This window comes from Rhizobium sp. PDO1-076 (genome assembly GCF_000247475.1).
Lineage (GTDB): Bacteria > Pseudomonadota > Alphaproteobacteria > Rhizobiales > Rhizobiaceae > Allorhizobium.
Genome location: NZ_AHZC01000188.1, coordinates 1 through 20,447, shown reverse-complemented (window position 1 = coordinate 20,447; position 20,447 = coordinate 1). Strand labels below are relative to the sequence as shown.

Here is a 20,447-nt window from a genome sequence, read left to right as displayed (position 1 = left end):
AGATCGAACCGTGACCGGGTTCGGATTGAAGCGTAAGCGAGCCACCGAACAGATTGACCAACCCGGACGTAATCGCAAGGCCAAGACCCGTGCCCTCGTGACGGCGCGTCGAGGACGTATCGACCTGCGAGAACTTGTCGAAGATCTGCATTTGCATGTCCGGTGCAATGCCGATGCCCGTGTCCTCGATGCGAAGCTGCAACATGCTCCTCCCCACCGCCCAGTGGCCGGGTCGAAACATCGATCAGGACATGGCCCTTTTCGGTGAACTTGATCGCATTGCCGACCAGATTGGTGACAATCTGCCGGAACCGGCCGGGATCGCCCAGAACCGTATGACGGACCGCCTGGTCGCCCGAGACCAGCAGCTCGATATCCTTTTCCGAGGCCGCCGCCGATAACAGTGTCGCCACATCCTCGATCGCTTCGACCGGATCAAAGGGCGCCTTGCGCAAGCGAAGCTGGCCGGCATCGATCTTCGAGAAATCAAGGATATCATTGATGATCGTCAGCAACGCATTGCCGGATTTGACGATGATATCGACAAAGGTCTTTTGCCGCGTATCCAGGATCGACTTTGACAGGAGCTCGGCCATACCGAGAACGCCGTTCATCGGAGTGCGAATCTCGTGACTCATATTGGCGAGAAACTCCGACTTCGCCCTGTCTGCCGCTTCGCTTTTCGCCAGCAGCACCTCAAGCTCGGCCTCGCGCTCCTTGATCTCACTGACATCAGTCAGCACCACGACCCAGTGGCCACTGCCACCGAAGGTGACTTCCATCTGCACCCAGGTCTTGCCATTCGCCAGGAAAGTGGTGCTGAAGCCGGTCGTCAGGCGAAGCTTCTCCTGCCACTGCTGCAACAGCGTCGCCGGGTCATCGCCGAAATCGCCGCGCTGTGCGCAGAACTGGAAGCATTTGTACCATTTCTGGCCCTGATCGGCCAAACCGGCCGGGAGGTCGAGAATACGCGAGAATGACTGGTTGGCATCGGTGATGACGTCGTTTTCGATGACGATGAGCCCTTGCGACATCAGCGCCATTGCGTCCTGCATGAACAGCCCGAGCCGTTCAAGCTGTTCGCGCGCCTCGCCGATCTCTCGCTCGCGGCTGCGCATCTCGGTCAGGTCTGAATAGGTCAGCAGGATTTTCTGGTCATTCAGCCGGGTAATGCTCGCCAGCACATATTTCCCGTCCTCATAGGCAAGCTCGGTTGTCTGCGATCCCTGCAGCGCCTTGAACTGGGCAACGCGCTTTTGGTAGCCTTCCTCGAAGGAGTGACCCGGCCAGTTCCAACCACGACTGATGTTGATCTCGCAATAGTCACGGAACGACAGGCCATCGATCGGCATGTCCTCCGGCCAGCACCAGATCTCCCGGCATTTTTCATTGGCAAATTCAACGATCAGGTCGTCGTTCAGAATCACGACGCCGACCGGCATGATCCGCAACATGCTGATGATATCGGCATACAGGGCCTCGGAACGTTTACGGGCAAGCAGCAGCGCCTGCTCGCGCTCCTTGAGCACGGAAACATCCATCACCGAGCCGACGAGATAGTGCTTCCTCGACGTCGTCGTGATCCGGCTAAGCCGCGTGATCACGGAAATTTCCCGGCCTCCGGGGATAACGATATCACGCGCCCGCTCGGCAAATTCGCCGTGGTCGAGAATGCGCTGGTGCTCCTCGCGGAGCATGGCACCGCTCAACGGGAACATATCATCCTCTTTCATGCCGTAGACGTCTTCGCGTCGCTGATCCTGCAGCGCCTCATAGGCAGCATTGACATAAATCAGTCTGCGTTCAGCATCGCGGATGAACACCGGCACCGGCATCTGTTCCAGCGTTGCCCGGTAGAGCGCGGTCTCCTCCTCTCGCTCGGCAAGATCGGTAATGTCTGTATAGGTCACCAGTATCTTGCCGTCAGCCAGCTTGCGGTTGCTGACAACGACGGTCAGCCCTTCCGGCGTCCTGGCATAGGTCAGCGGTGCATCGTCTGGACTGCTGAGCGCCGCAACCCGCGCCTCGACGAGCCTTGTTATCTCGTCCGGCCCATCTGCCCGCTTGTGACGGGTGTGCACGACCATCATGTAGTCGCGATAGGACATGCCGACGACATCGAGAAGATCATCCAGCGCGACCATCCGGTAGACGGCGGCATTCACATATTCGATCCGCATCGTCTCATCGAGGATGAGGATGCCCACCGGCATGGCCATCATCAGGCTTTCGAGATGACGGTGCAGCCGCTCGGCACCGGCAGGTAGCACCTGCCCGGCAGCGGCCGTCTTTTCTGCTGCAGAAAAGCCGACCTGCGGCGCCGGCATGCCCACGGCGGGCCGGGTGGTCTCCGCCGTGGGCATCGAACCCTCTTCGGCGGGCTCGACAAAGCCGAAGACGAAGATGGAATTGTCGTCATCAAGGAAGCGCTCGAGGCGGAGAACACCGTGCAGCTCACCCGACCGAGACCGCAAGGACAGGCTTTCATCCTCTCCAAACACCACGACACGGCGCTCGCGATCGTCGCGCATATCATCGGCAAACGCGCCGAAAACCTCACGATCGGTACGTCCGATGAAGCGGCTTTCAGCAAGGTCGAAGAGACGGGCGTAGGCACCGTTGACCGCAACGTAGCGAAGCTCGCTATCCTTGACAAAGGAAGGCTGCTCGATCGCGACGATTTTTTCGCGGACTAGGTTGAGCAACGCGGCTCCCCGATTCAACTTTTTGTACTCCTCGATCAATGACGCGGAATGGTAAACGTGGAGTAACCGGCCTTCATGAAACACTTCGAAAATACGTCATCACGGTCAAAGCACCAGCCGCTCGTACGGCGATGTTCCAGAACAGCCAGCGATTGGTCGCAAATGGCAACGCGCATCGCGATCGGAAACTGTCAAAAATGATGTCGAAATCAACACAATGGATTGACCATGAGCGACATTACCCCCTCTGCCTTGCCCGAGACTGAAACCCCTTCCGGCGGTTCCGAACGGCGCCGGCGCAGCGGTGGACGCGGCGGCGAACGCGTGCGTTCGTCAAGTGCATCGAAATACCGCAATCTCGTCAACCGGCTCGCCAAGACCGAACTGCTGGACCCGCAGACGCTGGACGACATCCACGAGGCATCGCTGACCATTCTCGAGGAAATCGGGATGGACATCATGCTGCCAGAGGCCCGCGCCATGATGAAGGCAGCCGGTGCCACCGTCACCGAAGGCACCGAGCGCGTCCGCTTCGATCGCGGCATGATCATGGATCTGATCGCTTCGGCACCGTCGGAATTCACCATGCATGCCCGCAACCCGGCCCGCAATGTCCAGATCGGCGGCAACAACCTCGTCTTCGCCCAGATCGCCTCGGCACCCTTCGTTGCCGACCGCGAAGGCGGGCGCCGCGCCGGCAACCAGGAAGACTTCCGCAAACTGGTCAAGCTCGCCCAATCCTACGACATCATCCACACCACCGGCGGTTATCCGGTCGAGCCGATCGACATCCACGCCTCCGTCCGCCATCTCGATTGCCTGTCCGACATGGTCAAGCTGACCGACAAGGTCTTCCATTGTTATTCGCTTGGCCAGCAGCGCAATATCGACGGCATCGAGATCGCTCGCATCGGCCGCGGGGTATCGATGGAACAGCTGGAAACGGAACCGTCACTGTTCACCATCATCAACTCGTCCTCGCCGCTGCGTCTCGACGGCCCGATGCTACAGGGCATCATCGAAATGTCGTCGCGCAACCAGGTCGTCGTCGTGACGCCGTTCACGCTGGCTGGCGCCATGGCGCCCGTGACCATTGCCGGCGCCCTGGTCCAGCAGAATGCCGAGGCACTTTGCGGTATCGCCTTCACCCAGATGGTGCGCAAGGGCGCGCCGGTGATGTATGGCGGCTTCACCTCGAATGTCGACATGAAGAGTGGCGCGCCCGCCTTCGGCACGCCGGAATACATGAAGGCCGTCATCGCGGGCGGCCAGCTTGCACGGCGTTATGGCGTGCCCTACCGCACATCCAACACCAATGCCTCGAACACGCTCGACGCCCAGGCGGCCTACGAATCGGCGCTTTCGCTCTGGGCGCTCACCCAGGGCGGCGGCAATTTCATCATGCATTCGGCCGGCTGGAGCGAAGGCGGCCTGACGGCATCCTTCGAGAAGTTCATCCTCGATGTCGACATGCTGCAGATGGTCGCCGAATTTTTGACACCGCTCGATGTCAGCCAGGACGCGCTGGCGCTCGATGCCGTGCGCGACGTCGGCCCCGGCGGCCACTATTTCGGCACCGCCCACACGCTTTCCCGCTACGAGAATGCCTTCTATTCGCCGATCCTGTCCGACTGGCGCAATTTCGAGACCTGGACGGATGCCGGCCGGCCAACGACTTACGATCACGCCAATCGGATCTTCAAGGAAACGCTGGCGCGCTACGAGCGCCCGCCGATCGATCCGGCCGTCGAAGAAGAACTCGACGCCTTCGTTGCAAGACGCAAGGAAGAAGGCGGCGTGCCGACGGATTTCTGAGCCCCTGGATTGACTGACTTACTGTCAGGGACGCTAAATTTATGCCTTGAACATGTTTTAGCGCCAAGAGGGCCAACGGAGTGATCCGGCGGACCTCTTGGCTTCTAGTCTATTTGACGTCAACGCGGGAGCAGGCGTATCAGGCACGCTAACCATAGCGCCGAACGGTGCCATGCGAAGACTGCCTAGAGAGAGTTGCTACCGGCCGCTGCTGTCCCAGGTCGAAACGACGGACGAGCTCACGAAGCTTGGCACTTTCCATGGCAAGGCTGGCGCTCGCTGCGCTCGTTTCCTCGACCATGGCGGTGTTCTGTTGCGTGACCTGATCCATGTGGTTCACAGCCGTGTTGACCTCGGCCAGACCCACGGACTGCTCCCGGGCCGAAGTCGCAATCGCGTTCATCTGCGTATTGACCGTCGTGATGAACCGCTCGATGGTTTTCAGAGCCGTCCCCGTCTCGCTGACCAGTTTCACCCCGGTCGAAACTTCGTCTGTCGAGATCCGAATGAGGTTCTTGATTTCGCGGGCGGCCTGCGCCGATCGCTGGGCCAGTTCGCGCACTTCCTGGGCAACAACGGCAAAGCCCTTGCCGGCTTCACCGGCACGCGCGGCTTCGACGCCAGCATTCAGGGCGAGCAAGTTCGTCTGGAAGGCGATCTCGTCGATCACGCCGATAATCTTGGCGATCTCATTCGACGACTGTTCGATGCGTCCCATGGCATCGACCGCGTTGGCCACGACCTGGCCGGAATTCTCTGCACTACGCGCGGCGTCTGCAGCCGCCGTCCGCGCCTCCTCGACTCGGTTCGAAGCGTTCCCGACATTGACGGTAATCTCGTCCAGTGCGGCTGCGGTCTCTTCGAGCGAGGCTGCCTGCTGCTCGGTCCGCTTGGACAGGTCGTTCGTGCTTTCGCTGATCTCCCGGCTTCCATCGTCGATGGCATCGGTCGACTGCGAAACGGCAACCAGCGTTTCTGACAACTGCAGCACAGCCTTGTTGAAATCGGAGCGGAACTGCTCGAATTCAGGGGCGAACTCGGTCTCGAGCTGGATCGACAGATTGCCCTGCGCCAACTGGGCAAGGCCACCGGCAAGGCTCGTGGTTGCCTGGGCCATAGCCTCTGCCCGCTTCCGGTCTTCTTCAGCACGTTTAGTTTTCTCGGTTTCCGAAACCGTGCGCTGGTGGCTTGCTTCCTGCTCTAGCCGCGTATTCGCAACCGCGTTTTGGCGGAACACTTCGACTGCGGCCGCCATGGTGCCCAATTCGTCTCCACGACCGATGCCCGCCACTGCAATCGAGGTGTCGCCATCCGCCAGTCGCCGCATCGCGCCGGTCATGCCGACGATCGGCACCGCCAGACCCCGGGTGAGGCTGAAGCCCATGACGATTGCGGCAATGGCGGTCAGCGTCCCGCCGACGACGAGCGTCAGCATGCCCGTCTGAAATGCCGCTTCCAGTTGCGCATTTCGGACGTCGGCTTGCTGAATTTCAGCCTCGTTGAGATCTCCAAGCACCATGCGAACTTGCGTCAAACGCGCGGTCTTGGCGATTTCGCGGCGGATCGCCTCAAGTTTGGACGGATCTTGTGTACCGGCAACGGTCGACGCTACCTGGTCGTTGAACGTCGCGACGGCTTCGCGCAAGGCCGGAATCACGACAGCAGTCTTGGTTTGGCCCAACAACTGCTCAAGCTCGGCAACCAGTGGCGGAACGCCGCTTGAATACTTGGCCATCCGGTCGATGAACTCCGCATTGGAGCTGGCAACATAGCCGCGCATCGCGTTTTGATGCTCGACCAGTGTCGACAGGATCTGACCGGACAGCTTCAGGATATTCTGTGTCTGCTGGTTGGCCGCGGTGGCGATCTGGATACGTTGAAGTGAAGTGAATGCAACCGCACAGAACACGATCACGATGAGCAGTATCGTCGAAAAAGCGATCGACAGTTTCCGTGAGACTTTCAGGTTCTTCAAGGCACACCCTCAACAAGAATAAGTTTAATCCTATGCTACCCCAATTCAATTAAATTCTAATAAACATCGCTACGCGGTATCCGCTGGAACCGGGCATCGACTGTGGCGGCCGGTCGACAGTCACGAAAGCAGCGTCAAATAGGTTTGAAATGTCTGGTGTGGACCCGGCTCGAACCTGTCCGTCAGCACCTTCCAGCCCTCGACCCGGTCGAGCCGGAAGTCGCGGAAATCCTGGCGCGTCTCGCACCATGTCGTCATCACCCAGATCGCCCCGAAGGCGCTCAGCGCCAGCGGCCAGACCGTGCGCTGGGTGCGTTCGCCGGCCAGCGAATGATAGGCGATCCACACCTTGCGCTTGGCCGACAGGGCGTTGCGCACATCGCCGAGGCAATCCGGCGGTTCCGGCTGCGCGGACGCACGAAACGCATGGATCGGTGCACCGACCAGCCGCTCGGCATGCTCCTTCGGCAAAAGTGCGACCATCTTGTCCTTGGCTTCGCGTGCCGCCTGCCCCAGCCGCGGATCGCCGAGCATTTCGACGGCCCGCAGACCGAAGGCAAGCGCTTCCAGCTGCTCGAAGGTAAAGGTCAGCGGCGGCGCATCGAAGGCCTCGCGCAGCATGTAGCCCACGCCGCGCTCGCCCTCGATCGGCGCTCCGGATGCAATAAGATGGTCCATGTCGCGATAGATGGTCCGCTGGGCGACCTCCATCTTCTCGGCGATTTCGGCAGCCGTCATCGCCCGCCCGGTGGACCGCATCAGCTGGATGATCCGGAAAAGACGGTCTGCTGGACGCATGGGAACGCTCCAAGTAATGTCTGTGGCCAGAAGGGTGTCAGTAGTCGTATGTTAGGTCAAGGCTCCCACACAAACAGGAGCGCAAGCTTGACCGGCAATACAGCATTTGAAATCGTCGTCTGCATTCTCGCATCCAGGCCTGTCGCGGGACTGGCGCGCCAGACGACATCGCAAGCGATCTGAAAACACCATGGCTGAAGCACTGAAACACCTGATCGGCGCGCGAAACGCAAGCGACACCGCAGACGCCCTGTCGAGCGCCTGGTCCGATTTCCCGCGCGATGCATTTCTCGCCGATATCCTGCCTGGAATCGAAAGTCTGGAACTCATGCAGCGCGGCCAGTTGATCGCCGAGGCCATGCGCCTGCATCTGCCCAGGAATTTTGCCGTGGCGGCGCCGATCCTGATGGCTACGTTACCGGTTGACCGGAGGCCCGGCCTGACCGGCTGGTCGCTGCTTGCCTTCAACCAGTATATTGCCGCCCATGGGTTGGAGCACATGGAGATATCCCTTGATCTGCTTAAGGCGCTGACGCCGCATTTCACCGCCGAGTTCGGCATAAGGCCGTTCATCCACCGCGAGCAGGCGAAGGCGCTCGCTATCATCGGCCAATGGGTGGGCGACCGGAACCACCATGTTCGCCGCCTCGCCAGCGAAGGCACCCGCCCGCGCCTGCCCTGGGCCATGCGCCTGCCAGCGCTGGTCGGCGATCCGCAACCGCTGCTGCCGCTTCTCACCGCCCTGATCGACGACCCAGAGGATTATGTCCGCCGTTCCGTCGCCAACAGCCTCAACGACATCGCCAAGGATCATCCCGATCTCGTCGCCGAATTTGTCGGGCGCCACCACAAGGGCGCCTCTCCGGAACGGCTCTGGCTGCTCAGGCATGCTTCGCGGACGCTGCTCAAGAAAGGCCACGCAACCGCACTGGCAAATTTCGGATTCGCCAGAATCGACGGCATCGAGGCGAACCTCCGGCTTGCCACCCAGCAGGTGAACTTCCCGGGCGTGCTGGATTTCTCCGTCTCGCTCTCCAATCCAACTGAGCAATCACAGTCACTGATGTTCGACTACGCCATTCATCACCAGAAGAAAGACGGCACGCTGAACCCCAAGGTCTTCAAGGCAAAAAGCCTGACGCTGGCTGCCGGCCAGTCGCTGACATTCGAGCGTCGCCACGCCTTCCGCCCCATCACCACCCGCGTCTACCATCCCGGCGAACACCGGCTCGAAATCCTGGTCAATGGTACGAGCCTTGCGCTGGAAACCTTCACCCTCGCAGCATCCGACAGCTCCGTCGACACCAACGACGTATGATGCAGGCAGCCGGACGCTGAGAAATTCTTTATGCGGGCATCTCGGACCGAGTTCTGACACCGACAAGATAATGCCAAGGATAACCAGCTGATGGTTACCCTTGGCTTGAAGGTTTGACGTGCGAGATAACTTTATTCGACTCTTTTTCGACCGGTGAGCATCGCCCGCACAAGGTTTTCGCGATGTTCAAGACTGGCCAGAACAACGCCGGTGACATGCAGCAGGATCAGGCCCAAGGTCGCATAGACCAGCACCTTGTGCATGTCCTCTACCCATTCGACACCCCAGTAAGCGTCCGTCGTCATCAGATAACCGGTTGTCTCGATCCCGGAGATCATCAGCAGCAGTGCGATAACCATCGCGCCACCAGCCGGATTGTGGCCGATAAAGCGCTTGGCGCGCATATAGACCGAATCCCTTATGAAACGCGCGATCGTTGACGGACGGTAGAGAAAGCTGGTGAACCGCGCATGCTCGCTGCCGATCAGCCCCCAGACCAGCCGAATGGCAACCAGACCGCCGATCAGGTAGCCTGAAACGACATGCGCATCCTTCCACTCGTCGCCGGTCAGGAAGGAAAAGGCGAACAACCCCACCAGAGCCCAGTGAAATAGCCGTACGACCGGGTCCCAGACCTTGACCATGGCCGGCCGCTCGGAGCGGCCAGCCATGGCGGCGGAAGCATTGTGCTCCACGCCGCTCATCAGTCTTCGCCGACCTGAATGCCGGTTTCCGGGTTGAACAGCACTTCAACCTTGTTGCCGTCCTTGATGCCGTAGACTTCATAGCAGCCGTTCTCAACCTTGATCTGGCGCACGTCGAAACCAAGCTCGGTGGCCTTGGCCTTCATCGCATCCTCGGTCATCCATTTGTCCTTGGCGACATCACAGGAAGCACTGCTTTCGGCACGGGCGATGCCGGCAAACGAAGCTGAAATCAGCAGGGTGGCAACAACAATCTTTTTCATCGATATGGTCCTTCGTTATTCCGGTCGAGCACCGCGCTACGAACCGTTGGGAAGGAACATAGGCGACCTGTGTTGAGCGATGGCTGACGACAAATGTCAGCGAAATTTCAGCTTGCCGGTGCTATGACACAGACATGGAGCACGCACGCGTACAATGGCTTAGGAGAGTGGTGATGATGATCGCAGGGTCGACCTTGACGCTGTTGCTGATGGTCGCCGCGCATTCGCCAGCCAGCGCCGATGCCGACAACCGCCCCCGGCACGAGCAGGACATGGAGCGCCAGCGCATCCGGGATGATGTCGAGCGTGGCGTCACAAAGTCACTCGCAACCCTACGGCAGATCGTCCTTGCCCGCGTCGCCGGACAGATCGTCTCGACCAAACCCGACCGCGAGGATGACCGGCTGATCTATGAATTTCGCATCCTGCGCGACGATAACCGCATGATCGAAGTGGAGGTGGATGCGGCCTCCGGTGACATTCTGGAAATCGAGAACGAATAATGCGGATCCTGCTCATCGAAGACGACGCACTGATTGCGCGGGATGTAATTGCGCATCTGGATCGGGCCGGCTTCGTCGTCGTTCACGAGAAGGACGGTGAAGCCGGTTGGTTCACCGGCGACGCAGAGGACTTTGCCGCCGTGATCCTCGACCTTGGACTTCCCGGCATGGACGGACTGACGGTACTCAAACGCTGGCGAAGTGCTGCAAGAACGACACCCGTCCTCATCTTGACCGCCCGTGGCAATTGGCAGGAGCGTGTCGAGGGCATAGATGCAGGTGCCGACGACTATCTGACCAAGCCGTTCCAGATGGCCGAACTTCTGGCAAGGCTGCGTGCCATCATCCGCCGCAGCGTCGGCCAGGCCAGTCCGGTCCTTAGTCTGGGCAGCATTTCCATCGATACCCGAACCAAGACGGTCACATGCGACGGCCTGCCGGTCGACCTGACGCCGCTCGAATATCGCTGCCTCACATTTCTCGCGCACAACCGGGAGCGCAACGTCTCGCAGGCGGAACTGACCGAGCAACTCTACAGCCAGGACTTCGACCGCGACAGCAACTCCGTCGAGGTCCTGGTCGGCCGCCTGCGCCGCAAGCTCGGCCGCGAAGTCATCACCACGCGCCGCGGCTATGGCTATCGCATGGGCGGTGGCCCGGCATGATGCAATCGATCCGCGGCCGGTTTCTGCTCGTATCGCTGATCAGCGTTCTGGTCGCGCTCGCCATGGCAAACCTGGTGCTCGTCCTGCTCTTCACCCGCAATCTCGAGGCGCGGATCGACGCGGAACTGTCCGGCCACATCAACAATATTGCCGGCGCCCTCCGCTTTGCCGAGGACGGCAGGCTCGATCTGCCCGACAGGCCTGTCGACCGCCGGTTCGACGAGCCTTATGGAGGTCTCTACTGGCAGGTGGAGGACGATGAACGGGCCAGCGAACTGCGCTCGGCGTCATTGTGGGACTTCACCCTGCCCTTGCCGGATGACGCGCAGGAAACCGGCACCATCCACCGATACAAGCTTCCCGGTCCGGAAGGTACGGACCTGATCGTGCAGGAACGCAAGATCATCTTTGCCGCACCCGTCGGGGAACGGGCAATCCGCATCGCCGCAGCCATCGACGCCAGCGTCGTCTCCGATGCAAGCCGCGCCTTTGCCTTCGATATCATTCCCTACATGCTGGCTCTGGCTGTCTTCCTGATCGCGGCCTCGCTCGCCCAGCTGACATTCGGCCTGAAGCCCATCTCGTCCGTCGCCACCGGTCTCGACCGGATCAGGGAACGCAAGGCGGAACGGCTCGAAGGCCGTTTTCCGCAGGAATTGAAAGGTGTGGTCGGCGCAGTCAACCAGTTGCTCGATGCACAAGCGCAACTGATCGAAAAAGCGAAGAGCCGCGCGGCAAATCTCGCACATGGCCTGAAAACCCCATTGACCGTCCTGTCCAATGACGCAGCAACGCTTCGCGAACGCGGCGAGGTCGCGATCGCCGATGAGCTCGCCCATCTCGCAGGCGTCATGCAGGCTCATGTCGAGCGCGAACTGACCCTGAGCCGAATTGCCGCCAATGCCAGCCTACGCAGGTCGGATGCCAATATCGCTGAAGCCGTGGACCTGATCGTCAAGACGTTGAGACGAACCCCACGTGGCGAAGGTCTCAAGTGGCACATCGCGGTCCCCACCGAACTTGTTGTCGGTGTCGATCCCCACGACCTTCAGGAACTGCTGGGCAATGTTCTCGACAATGCGGTCAAGTGGAGCAGAACCGAGATCTCCATCCAGGCCATCAGGCAAGAGCAGCGTACGGTGCTGATCATCGAGGATGATGGCCCCGGCGCTGATCCGGCAGGACTGCGCACGATGATGGAACGGGGCACGCGCCTCGATCTTCAGACCCCGGGCACCGGCATAGGCCTTGCAATCGTGCGTGACATCGCGGCAGTTTATGATCTCTCTGTAGAGATTACCAATCGGCCCGTTGGTGGCCTGCGCATCAGTATCCGGCTCTGAACCTTTCGCTGCAGCGCAAAACATTCCCTTGACTTTTCACGCAAACAGGCTCATTTGCACCTCAGCTTTCACCTTCCGGCCGCCGCGTGAGCGTGCCCAGCGACAATAGAGACGCGACGAAGGATAAAAGCGCACAGAACGAATGGCGGCACGACCGCCGATGCGCTGGAAAGCTTTTTTTCCAACTTGCAAGTTCCCAAATCACGCGGGGTTCTTGACGCCAATGCCAACCGGTTCGCACGATGCGGCCCGGTCAGTGTGCTTTTGGCGCCCCGAAAGGTATGACTTTGACCAATTTCAACGATCTTGGCCTGTCCAAGAATATCGTCGCGACTCTTTCGCATCTCGGTTTTGAAACGCCCACTCCGATCCAGGAAAAGGCAATCCCGCTCGTCCTCGAAGGCCGCGACATCGTTGGCCTCGCCCAGACCGGCACCGGCAAGACGGCCGCTTTTGGCCTGCCGCTCATCGAAATGCTGCTGAAGGACGAAAAGCGTCCTGACAACCGCACCACCCGCACCCTCATTCTCGCTCCGACCCGCGAACTGGTCAACCAGATCGGCGACAACCTGCGCAGCTACCTGCGTCGCCTGCCGCTCAAGATCAATCAGGTCGTCGGTGGCGCTTCGATCGGCAAGCAGCAACTGCAGCTGGAAAAGGGCACCGACATTCTCGTCGCCACCCCGGGCCGCCTGCTCGACCTGATCGCCCGCAATGCCATCTCGCTGCGCGCGGTCACGTTCCTGGTCCTCGACGAAGCCGACCAGATGCTCGACCTCGGCTTCATCCACGACCTGCGCAAGATCTCCAAGATGGTTCCGGCCAAGCGCCAGACTTTGCTGTTTTCGGCAACCATGCCGAGCTCCATCGCCGATCTCGCAGCAACCTTCCTCAACAACCCCGCCAAGGTTGCCGTCACGGCCCCGGGCAAGGCTGCCGACAAGGTTGAACAGCACGTGCACTTCGTCGCCGGCCAGAACGCCAAGACCGAAATGCTCAAGAAGATCCTCGTCGAAAACCCGGACGGTCGCTCCATCGTCTTTCTGCGCACCAAGCATGGCGCCGAAAAGCTGATGAAGCACCTCGAAGTCAACGGCTTCTCGGTTGCCTCGATCCACGGCAACAAGAGCCAGGGCCAGCGCGAACGCGCCCTCAAGGGCTTCCGTGACGGCGAAATCCGCACGCTGATCGCCACCGACGTTGCCGCCCGCGGTATCGACATCCCGGCCGTCAGCCACGTCTTCAACTATGATCTGCCGGAAGTGCCGGACGCTTACGTCCACCGCATCGGCCGTACCGCCCGCGCGGGTCGCGACGGCATTGCCATCGCATTCTGCGGCCCGGATGAAGGCCGCCTGCTGCGCGATGTCGAGCGCCTGATGGGCATCGACATTCCGGTCGCAAGCGGCGAAGCGCCGTCGAACCTCAGCCGTCCGGCTCGCCCGCAGCGTCGCGCAGGCGGCGGCGGTGCTCCCGGCGGCAACCGCAATCACCAGGCCCAGGGCCGCGGCAAGTCCGACGGCGAGAACCGTGGCGGCCCCAAGGCCGACGGTCGTCCGGGCGCCAAGCGCAAAAGCGGCAATGGTGGCAATCGCAACGGTAGCGGCAAGAGCTACGGCCAGGGCAAGCCCCCGGCGCGTTCGGGCACAGCTCCGGGCGGACGTCGCCGCGAAGCCTGAGCTTCGCGCGATCTGAGTATAGAATTGATATGGCGCGGCTTCGGTCGCGCCATTTTCTTTTGGCACCTTAGCCCGCCGAAACGGCCGCACTCTTGCGGTTGGTCAAGTAGACACCGAGCACGACGATCACCGTGCCGATAATCATCGGTATCGTCAGCCTCTCGCCAAATAAGAGAGCTGCTTCAACGGCCGCAAGCGGCGGAACCAGGTAGATCAGCGAAGCCGCCTTCGACACATCGCCACGACGGATCAGATAGAGCAGCAGCGCAATCGCGCCCATGGAAATACCGAGCACCGACCAGCCGAGCACGGCAAAGAGGCCAAGCCCCCAGCTCACATGCAGGTCTTCAAGCAACAGCGCTGCCGGCACCGTAACAATCAAGGCGCCGACATATTGAAGCGTGGCGACCGCACGGAGATCGCCTTCATGCAGGTAGCGCTTCTGGTAGATTGTGCCGGCGGTCACGCAGGCCATGGCCAGCACGTTGACGACGACTGCACCCACAGGAATGGCCACGGCGTCCAGCGCCAGCACATTCGGCAGAACGGCAATCGCAATGCCGGCAAAGCCGAGAAGCAGGCCAAGCTTCTGGCTGCCGGACAGGGCTTCCCCGATCAGATAGGCGGCTGCAATCCCCGTCATCAGCGGCTGCAGGCCGGCAATGATGCCCGACAGCGATGCCGGCACGCCCTGGCCGATCGCCCACCACACCATGCCTAGATAAAAACCGTGCAGGAACATGCCTGACACCACCGCATGCACCTGCGCCGAGCGACTTGCCGGCCAGCGGACACCGCTCACCCGGCAGACCAAATAGAACAGCACGGCTGCCACGGCGTAGCGCAATACGAGAAATGTCAGCGGATCGGCAAACAGGCTCGCATATTTGGCGGCCACCCAGCCGGTCGACCAGAGCAGAACAAAGAGAACAGGGGCAAGGCGGTGAAATTTCATGCAGCGGGCATCCAAAGGTCAGGGGATATCGAGATGCGGCCAGCCCCCCGATCCCGGCTGGTTAACCGCTCGCCATCAGCCGGTCAAAAGACTTTTGATGCATGCTGCGATGAATTCCGCTGATGCCCGATAGGAGAAAATATTTCTCGCCTATTCTTGACTAAAATTTAAGCAACCAAGGCAGCAACTTGCGCCGGGGAAGCATGATTTCGTCAAGACCACCGGAGGTGGACTGCCGGCCCCATCGCCAACAACCGTAATGCACGCCCACATATTGAGCTTTTGCCGTTTTTTCAGGCTGGAGCCGCAAGTGGAAATTCTTTCGTCAGAAGCCTGCGCGCTGCTTGCATTGGTAAATGGTCTGTATTCAAATGGAAAAAAAAGGGGATGCGCCATTGGCATTTGACGAAATGATTAAAGCGGATAGCGGTCCGCGGGTTCCCTATCAGAATTACCACGACTGGTATTCCAGTCAGGATCCGGCAAGACTGCTGGCGAAGTCCAGAGACGCCGAAAACATCTTCCGCAAGACCGGCATCACCTTTGCCGTTTACGGCCACGAGGACTCCTCGGAAAAGCTCATTCCCTTCGACATCATTCCCCGCATCATTTCCGGCCGCGAATGGCGCAAGCTGGCCCAGGGCATCGAGCAACGCGTCATTGCTCTCAATGCCTTTCTTGACGACATCTACCACAAGCAGGAAATCATCCGCGCCGGCCGCATTCCACGCGAACTGATCGAGAAGAACGTCACTTTCCTGCCGGAAATGATCGGCTTTCGTCCGCCCGGCGGCGTCTACACCCACATTGTCGGCACAGACATCGTCCGTACCGGCGAAGACCAGTTCTTCGTGCTCGAGGACAATGCCCGCACGCCCTCCGGTGTCAGCTACATGCTGGAAAACCGAGAAACGATGATGCAGATGTTCCCCGAGCTCTTCCAGCTCAACAAGGTCCAGCGCGTCGAGGACTATCCCCATCTGCTGCGCCAGTCGCTTGCCTCGCTCGCGCCTCCGGGATGCAAGGGCAAGCCGCGCGTCGCGGTGCTCACCCCCGGCATCTACAATTCCGCTTATTACGAGCATTCCTTCCTTGCCGACATGATGGGCGTGGAACTGGTCGAGGGATCCGATCTGCGCGTCATTGACGGCAAGGTCAAGATGCGCACGACACGCGGCTACGAGGCCATCGACGTGCTCTACCGCCGCGTCGATGATGACTATCTCGACCCGCTGACTTTCCGCCCGGATTCGGCGCTCGGCATTCCCGGCATCATGGATGTCTACCGCGCCGGCAATATCACCATTGCCAATGCACCCGGCACCGGCATCTGCGACGACAAGGCGATCTATTCCTACATGCCGGAAATCGTCGAGTTCTATACCGGCCGCAAGGCACTGCTCGAAAACGTGCCGACCTGGCGCTGTTCCGAGGCCGATAGCCTGAAATACGTGCTGGAGCATCTGGAAGAACTGGTGGTCAAGGAAGTGCACGGCTCCGGCGGCTACGGCATGCTGGTCGGCCCGACCGCATCGAAGCGGGAGCGCGCGGTCTTTGCCGAAAAGCTGAAAGCCCGCCCGAACAACTACATCGCCCAGCCGACATTGTCGCTGTCGACGGTGCCGATCCTCGTCAACAAGGGGATTGCACCGCGCCATGTCGATCTTCGTCCCTATGTTCTCGTGTCCGACAAGGTGCAGATCATCCCCGGCGGCTTGACCCGCGTGGCCCTGAAACAGGGGTCTCTCGTGGTCAATTCCAGCCAGGGTGGCGGCACCAAGGACACCTGGGTACTGGAGGACTGACATGGTCATGCTCGGAAGAACTGCCAACGGACTCTTCTGGATGTTCCGCTACATTGAGCGGGCAGAAAACATCGCCCGCATCGTCGACGCCGGCCTGAGGATGTCTCTGACACGCTCCGGCGCCAGCGATGACGACTGGGGCGCGGTGCTGCTCAGCGCCGATGTTCGCGACATCTTCGACAAGCACCATGACAAGGTGACGGCCTCCGACGCGATCGACTTCCTGTTGCGCGATCTGTCCAACCCTTCCAGCGTCATGTCCTCGATCGATGCCGCCCGCAACAATGCCCGCATGGTCCGCACCGCCCTCACCCGCGAGACCTGGGAGGCGATGAACGAATGCTGGATCGAGATGAAGCAGATGCTCGCCCGCAAGCTCAAATCGGCCGATCTGCCGGAAGTGATCGAAACGGTGAAGCGCCGCGCCGGCCTGATCCGCGGCGCCTTCCATGGCTCGATGCTGCGCAACGAGATCTACAACTTCGCCCGCATAGGCACATTCATTGAACGGGCTGACAACACCAGCCGCATTCTCGACGTGAAATATTACGTCCTGCTTCCGGCCATCACCCAGGTCGGCTCGTCACTCGACAACATGCAGTGGGAATCAATCCTGCGCTCGGTCTCGGCCCATCGCTCCTATCGCTGGGTCTATGACGGCGAATACAAGGCAACGAATATCGCCGATTTCCTCATCCTCAACGGACAGATGCCGCGTTCGCTCGCCTATTGTTACGACAAGATCGTCAGCAATCTCGGCTATATCGGCAAAGACTATGGCGAACGGCTGGCCGCCCACGAGACCGCAGAGCGGGTGCGCTCGACATTGCAGAAGACGTCGATCGGCACGATCATGGATCAGGGCCTGCATGAATTCCTCGATAATTTCATCGCACACAACAACCAGTTGGGTCAGGAAATTACCGAGGGTTACCGCTTTTACAGCTGACGGATCAGGACAAAAAGCATGCGCTTGCGGATCACCCACACCACAGTTTACCACTATGACGATCCGGTGCAGTACTCTCTGCAAAGGCTGCGGCTGTCGCCGGTCAACGGACCCGGCCAGACCGTTCTGTCCTGGAATATCAAGGTCGACGGAGCAACGGTCGAGGCCGGTTTCAACGACCAGTTCGGCAACCACACCCATCTTGTTTCCACCGAAGGCGACAGCAAGACGGTGCATATCATCGCCTGCGGCGAGGTGGAGACAGAAGACCGTGCCGGCGTCTACGGCCCGCATCAGGGCTATTGCCCGCTGTGGCTATACCTGCGTGAATCGCCGCTGACCAAACCGGGCAGATTGACGCGCGAACTGGTCAAGAGCCTCGTCGGCGACACCGAACTTGCCAAGATGCATGACCTGATGGCGAAGCTGAGCGAAGCCGTGGTCTATGAGACCGGCTCGACCGGCACGGAAACAACCGCCGAACAGGCGCTGGAAGCCGGACACGGCGTCTGTCAGGACCACGCGCATGTGTTCATCACCGCCGCCCGCCTGATGAACCTGCCGGCGCGTTATGTTTCGGGCTACCTGATGATGGAAGGCATAACCGACCAGACGGCAACCCATGCCTGGGCAGAGGTCCATCTCCAGGGGCTCGGCTGGGTTGGCTTCGATGCTGCCAACAATGTCTGCCCGGACGCCCGCTATGTGCGGATTGCAACAGGGCTCTGCTACGCCGACGCCGCCCCGGTGTCCGGCATGCGCATCGGGCTCGCCGGCGAGGATCTCAACGTCAAGGTGGTCGTAGAAACCAAGGAACAGAGCCAGAGCCAGTCCCAGAGTTGAGTTACCTCAGGTCTGATTTTTCGCAAAGCGAGGCCTGCTGCCAAAATTTGCCGATGCCGCAAGCCCTGCTCCATTCACCCATGGTTTGATGTGACCGCACGGAGCCGCAATGCGGACGTCCGCAGGAACAGGTTGCACACATGCTGTTTGGTAAATCGCTGTTCCAGTCGGTGGTCGACCGTCTGGCCGATGAAGAGGAAGACGAGGTTGAAGTTCCGGAGCCGAGCTTCCGGGTAAGTGGCCTGTCGACCAGTTTTGCCACAGAAAAGATCGAGGCCTCCCCCGTCAACGCCGGCCTGCGGCAGGACGCCTATCTTTTCCTGATGTCGCAGGGCGAGCCGGTTGAAACGAAAGCGCCGATCAAGCCGCCGCATCTTGAACGGCTGACGGTGGAGCAGATTGCCGAAGACCTGCAACTTCAGGACCACGACAGCCGAGACGTCCTGCAGGAAAGACGCCGGCTTTTCGCCAAACACAATCATCCCGACACCGTGCATACCGATTTCCGTGAACCGGCAAACACACGGATGAAGATCGCCAACCTGCTGATCGACGAAGCCATGCGACGGCTCGACACCGTCGCTTGATTCGCGGCCATAGACAGCAGTCAGTCGTAAAGACGCTTCAGCAGGCTGATCACCGAATTGCGCTCGGCCACGCCGCCAAGCTGCGCCAGAACCCATTCCTCATGGCCCTGCCAGATCGGCATGAGTTCATTGAGATAGGCCTCGCCTGCCGGCGTCATATAGAGCGACTGTACGCGGCGATCGGTTTCCGACTTCCGGCGTTCGACGAAGCCTTTGTTTTCCAACCCATCGACAATCGCGACGAAATTCGCACGCTGGATGCCCAGCGCTTCGGCCACTTCGCTCTGTTTGGACCCCTGGTTGCGCTTTAGAAGCAGCAAGACGGCAAAATCCGTCGGTCGCAGTCCCTTGGATGAAAAAGCTTCGTTGAAATGCTGGAACACTGCAAGCTGAGCCCGTCTCAGGCTATAACCGACAGCATCCTCCATCATCGAAAAATCGAGCCCGTTCTCGTTGGGCACCAAGTCATCAGTCATCATGTCCGGCATTTTGGCGCCATGCTATACAATTCCCCCTGCCTTCAGATAGGCCCGTTGATCGCGCCTTTTTTAAGAAGTCGCGTGATCTTAACGGTTTAGACCCAAGCCACAAGTCTCCGGCAAGTCGCCCACTCCCCTTTTGCCGGCTTTTGACCTAAATTAGGTCATCTCCAGACGCAAAACTGCGGGCATTGTGACATGACCTGCGCCACTGATCACAAAACGCCCAGCCTGTCCGGGCATGATGATGACCACGAAGACAACGAGCCCCGCTTTTTGCGATTGAAGCCGGCGACCGACTGCGCTATGACCGCAGCACAGCATCAGGCGAGTCACTCAACGACCGCCTTGAAAGCACCCGTAGCTCAGCTGGATAGAGTGTTGGATTCCGATTCCAAAGGTCGTAGGTTCGAATCCTACCGGGTGCGCCATTTCCAACGCTTTGATTTTGCTATACTTTAGCACTCGCGCAGGAACAAGACTAAGAACCCACCGACTGCTGGTTGACGGAATTGCGCGCATAACGGCCAGGTGGCTGGCCGACACAACGGCTAAAGGCGGTGCTGAATGTGCTTGCCGATCCGTACCCGACCCGTTCGGCCACTTCAGCGATGTCAATTTCTTGTTGGCGCAAAAGGTTCTTGGCCAGTGCCATGCGCCATCCCAGCAGATATTCCATGGGTGGCACGCCAACATTGCGCGAAAAGCGATCAAAGAACGCAGAACGGGACAATGCAGCCTCCTTCGCTAGATCGGCCATCGTCCAGGGGCGTGCGGGATCGGTGTGCATTTGCCGAATAGCTTCCGAAAGACGGGCATCACCAAGACCTCGCAGCAACCCCGCAGGCGCGTCGGGCGTTTGCCCGAGCCGCAACGACTCCACCAACAAAACCTCAACCAGCCGCGTGAGCACCAACGTGCGTCCGGAACGATCCATTGCAGCCTCGTCGATCAGAAGTTTCACCAGTGTCGATAGTCTTTCCACACCGCTGACATGAATCTGTTTGGGGAGTAGCGACAGGATGAGGCTGGAATCCTCGATACCGAAGACGAAGTATCCG

Annotated in this window: 17 protein-coding genes, 1 tRNA gene and 2 pseudogenes; 11 read left to right on the top strand and 9 right to left on the bottom strand. The window is 60.0% G+C overall.

Annotated elements, in window-relative coordinates:
• Positions 1 to 37: 37 nt before the first annotated feature.
• Together PDO_RS29435 and PDO_RS29060 are read right to left on the bottom strand one after the other, a co-directional pair.
• Positions 38 to 151 (bottom strand): annotated as a pseudogene (locus PDO_RS29435) (ATP-binding protein); the annotation flags it as partial.
• A 373-nt stretch (positions 152 to 524) separates the two neighbouring features.
• Positions 525 to 2,789: pseudogene (locus tag PDO_RS29060) on the bottom strand (PAS domain-containing protein); the annotation flags it as partial.
• Between the two features lie 144 nt (positions 2,790 to 2,933).
• On the opposite strand from PDO_RS29060, the gene PDO_RS11790 reads away from it, so the two are divergent.
• Positions 2,934 to 4,520 (top strand): trimethylamine methyltransferase family protein, encoded by a 1,587-nt coding sequence (locus PDO_RS11790; protein WP_009109707.1) that lies wholly within the window; start codon positions 2,934 to 2,936, stop codon positions 4,518 to 4,520.
• 148 nt (positions 4,521 to 4,668) lie between these two features.
• Here PDO_RS11790 and PDO_RS11785 read toward each other — a convergent pair whose 3' ends face one another.
• The gene (locus PDO_RS11785) at positions 4,669 to 6,495 is read right to left on the bottom strand and encodes a methyl-accepting chemotaxis protein (RefSeq protein ID WP_009109705.1); all 1,827 of its coding nucleotides are present in this window, start codon (positions 6,493 to 6,495) and stop codon (positions 4,669 to 4,671) included.
• A gap of 120 nt (positions 6,496 to 6,615) precedes the next feature.
• Entirely contained in the window at positions 6,616 to 7,293 is a 678-nt protein-coding gene (locus tag PDO_RS11780; RefSeq protein WP_009109703.1) for a helix-turn-helix transcriptional regulator, read from the bottom strand.
• Between the two features lie 190 nt (positions 7,294 to 7,483).
• On the opposite strand from PDO_RS11780, the gene PDO_RS11775 reads away from it, so the two are divergent.
• Positions 7,484 to 8,611 carry a DNA alkylation repair protein gene (locus PDO_RS11775; RefSeq protein WP_009109701.1) on the top strand — a complete coding sequence of 376 codons (1,128 nt, stop codon included), beginning with the start codon at positions 7,484 to 7,486 and terminating at the stop codon, positions 8,609 to 8,611.
• 131 nt (positions 8,612 to 8,742) lie between these two features.
• Here PDO_RS11775 and PDO_RS11770 read toward each other — a convergent pair whose 3' ends face one another.
• Together PDO_RS11770 and PDO_RS11765 are read right to left on the bottom strand one after the other, a co-directional pair.
• Positions 8,743 to 9,315 carry a cytochrome b/b6 domain-containing protein gene (locus tag PDO_RS11770; RefSeq protein WP_009109699.1) on the bottom strand — a complete coding sequence of 191 codons (573 nt, stop codon included), beginning with the start codon at positions 9,313 to 9,315 and terminating at the stop codon, positions 8,743 to 8,745.
• A complete protein-coding gene (locus PDO_RS11765) occupies positions 9,315 to 9,578 on the bottom strand; it encodes a PepSY domain-containing protein (protein WP_009109698.1) in 264 nt (87 codons plus the stop codon). The genes PDO_RS11770 and PDO_RS11765 overlap by 1 nt, the downstream gene beginning before the upstream one ends.
• 173 nt (positions 9,579 to 9,751) lie before the next feature.
• Between PDO_RS11765 and PDO_RS26700 the strand changes: the two genes are divergently transcribed.
• From PDO_RS26700 to PDO_RS11745, 4 genes are all read left to right on the top strand, one after another.
• The gene (locus PDO_RS26700; protein ID WP_009109696.1) at positions 9,752 to 10,081 is read left to right on the top strand and encodes a PepSY domain-containing protein; all 330 of its coding nucleotides are present in this window, start codon (positions 9,752 to 9,754) and stop codon (positions 10,079 to 10,081) included.
• Positions 10,081 to 10,746 carry a response regulator transcription factor gene (locus tag PDO_RS11755; protein ID WP_009109694.1) on the top strand — a complete coding sequence of 222 codons (666 nt, stop codon included), beginning with the start codon at positions 10,081 to 10,083 and terminating at the stop codon, positions 10,744 to 10,746. Before PDO_RS26700 ends, PDO_RS11755 begins: the two co-directional genes overlap by 1 nt.
• The gene (locus PDO_RS11750; RefSeq protein ID WP_009109692.1) at positions 10,743 to 12,089 is read left to right on the top strand and encodes a sensor histidine kinase; all 1,347 of its coding nucleotides are present in this window, start codon (positions 10,743 to 10,745) and stop codon (positions 12,087 to 12,089) included. Before PDO_RS11755 ends, PDO_RS11750 begins: the two co-directional genes overlap by 4 nt.
• A 281-nt stretch (positions 12,090 to 12,370) precedes the next feature.
• Positions 12,371 to 13,768, top strand: a complete 1,398-nt coding sequence (locus PDO_RS11745) for a DEAD/DEAH box helicase (protein ID WP_052023441.1) — start codon at positions 12,371 to 12,373, stop codon at positions 13,766 to 13,768.
• Between the two features lie 67 nt (positions 13,769 to 13,835).
• Here the strand turns inward: PDO_RS11745 and PDO_RS11740 are convergent, their stop codons facing one another.
• Complete coding sequence (locus tag PDO_RS11740; RefSeq protein WP_009109688.1) at positions 13,836 to 14,723, bottom strand: DMT family transporter; 888 nt, start codon at positions 14,721 to 14,723, stop codon at positions 13,836 to 13,838.
• A 395-nt stretch (positions 14,724 to 15,118) separates the two neighbouring features.
• Between PDO_RS11740 and PDO_RS11735 the strand changes: the two genes are divergently transcribed.
• The 4 genes from PDO_RS11735 to PDO_RS11720 all read left to right on the top strand — a co-directional run bounded on the left by PDO_RS11735 (position 15,119) and on the right by PDO_RS11720 (position 18,907).
• Positions 15,119 to 16,528, top strand: a complete 1,410-nt coding sequence (locus PDO_RS11735; RefSeq protein ID WP_037073662.1) for a circularly permuted type 2 ATP-grasp protein — start codon at positions 15,119 to 15,121, stop codon at positions 16,526 to 16,528.
• Between the two features lie 7 nt (positions 16,529 to 16,535).
• Positions 16,536 to 17,477 (top strand): alpha-E domain-containing protein, encoded by a 942-nt coding sequence (locus PDO_RS11730; protein ID WP_037073671.1) that lies wholly within the window; start codon positions 16,536 to 16,538, stop codon positions 17,475 to 17,477.
• Between the two features lie 18 nt (positions 17,478 to 17,495).
• Positions 17,496 to 18,320, top strand: coding sequence for a transglutaminase family protein (locus tag PDO_RS11725; protein WP_009109681.1), 825 nt, complete (start codon positions 17,496 to 17,498; stop codon positions 18,318 to 18,320).
• 140 nt (positions 18,321 to 18,460) lie between these two features.
• A complete protein-coding gene (locus PDO_RS11720; protein WP_009109679.1) occupies positions 18,461 to 18,907 on the top strand; it encodes a hypothetical protein in 447 nt (148 codons plus the stop codon).
• Between the two features lie 20 nt (positions 18,908 to 18,927).
• Here PDO_RS11720 and PDO_RS11715 read toward each other — a convergent pair whose 3' ends face one another.
• Positions 18,928 to 19,386: a MarR family winged helix-turn-helix transcriptional regulator gene (locus PDO_RS11715; RefSeq protein WP_244426427.1), complete on the bottom strand. Its 459-nt coding sequence runs from the start codon at positions 19,384 to 19,386 to the stop codon at positions 18,928 to 18,930.
• 354 nt (positions 19,387 to 19,740) lie between these two features.
• Between PDO_RS11715 and PDO_RS11710 the strand changes: the two genes are divergently transcribed.
• Positions 19,741 to 19,817: transfer RNA gene (locus PDO_RS11710), tRNA-Arg, on the top strand.
• Between the two features lie 50 nt (positions 19,818 to 19,867).
• Here PDO_RS11710 and PDO_RS11705 read toward each other — a convergent pair.
• A partial coding sequence (locus PDO_RS11705; protein ID WP_009109674.1) for a helix-turn-helix domain-containing protein occupies positions 19,868 to 20,447 on the bottom strand: 580 nt, incomplete at its 5' end.

Bases quoted from the DNA above. Each gene is read 5' to 3' on its own strand.
- PDO_RS11775 (WP_009109701.1), top strand. From the start codon at position 7,484: ATGGCTGAAGCACTGAAACACCTGATCGGCGCGCGAAACGCAAGCGAC.
- PDO_RS11765 (WP_009109698.1), bottom strand. From the start codon at position 9,578: ATGAAAAAGATTGTTGTTGCCACCCTGCTGATTTCAGCTTCGTTTGCC.
- PDO_RS11750 (WP_009109692.1), top strand. From the start codon at position 10,743: ATGATGCAATCGATCCGCGGCCGGTTTCTGCTCGTATCGCTGATCAGC.
- PDO_RS11725 (WP_009109681.1), top strand. From the start codon at position 17,496: ATGCGCTTGCGGATCACCCACACCACAGTTTACCACTATGACGATCCG.
- PDO_RS11780 (WP_009109703.1), bottom strand. From the start codon at position 7,293: ATGCGTCCAGCAGACCGTCTTTTCCGGATCATCCAGCTGATGCGGTCC.
- PDO_RS11730 (WP_037073671.1), top strand. From the start codon at position 16,536: ATGCTCGGAAGAACTGCCAACGGACTCTTCTGGATGTTCCGCTACATT.
- PDO_RS11720 (WP_009109679.1), top strand. From the start codon at position 18,461: ATGCTGTTTGGTAAATCGCTGTTCCAGTCGGTGGTCGACCGTCTGGCC.
- PDO_RS26700 (WP_009109696.1), top strand. From the start codon at position 9,752: ATGATGATCGCAGGGTCGACCTTGACGCTGTTGCTGATGGTCGCCGCG.
- PDO_RS11790 (WP_009109707.1), top strand. From the start codon at position 2,934: ATGAGCGACATTACCCCCTCTGCCTTGCCCGAGACTGAAACCCCTTCC.
- PDO_RS11715 (WP_244426427.1), bottom strand. From the start codon at position 19,386: ATGATGACTGATGACTTGGTGCCCAACGAGAACGGGCTCGATTTTTCG.
- PDO_RS11755 (WP_009109694.1), top strand. From the start codon at position 10,081: ATGCGGATCCTGCTCATCGAAGACGACGCACTGATTGCGCGGGATGTA.
- PDO_RS11740 (WP_009109688.1), bottom strand. From the start codon at position 14,723: ATGAAATTTCACCGCCTTGCCCCTGTTCTCTTTGTTCTGCTCTGGTCG.
- PDO_RS11745 (WP_052023441.1), top strand. From the start codon at position 12,371: ATGACTTTGACCAATTTCAACGATCTTGGCCTGTCCAAGAATATCGTC.
- PDO_RS11770 (WP_009109699.1), bottom strand. From the start codon at position 9,315: ATGAGCGGCGTGGAGCACAATGCTTCCGCCGCCATGGCTGGCCGCTCC.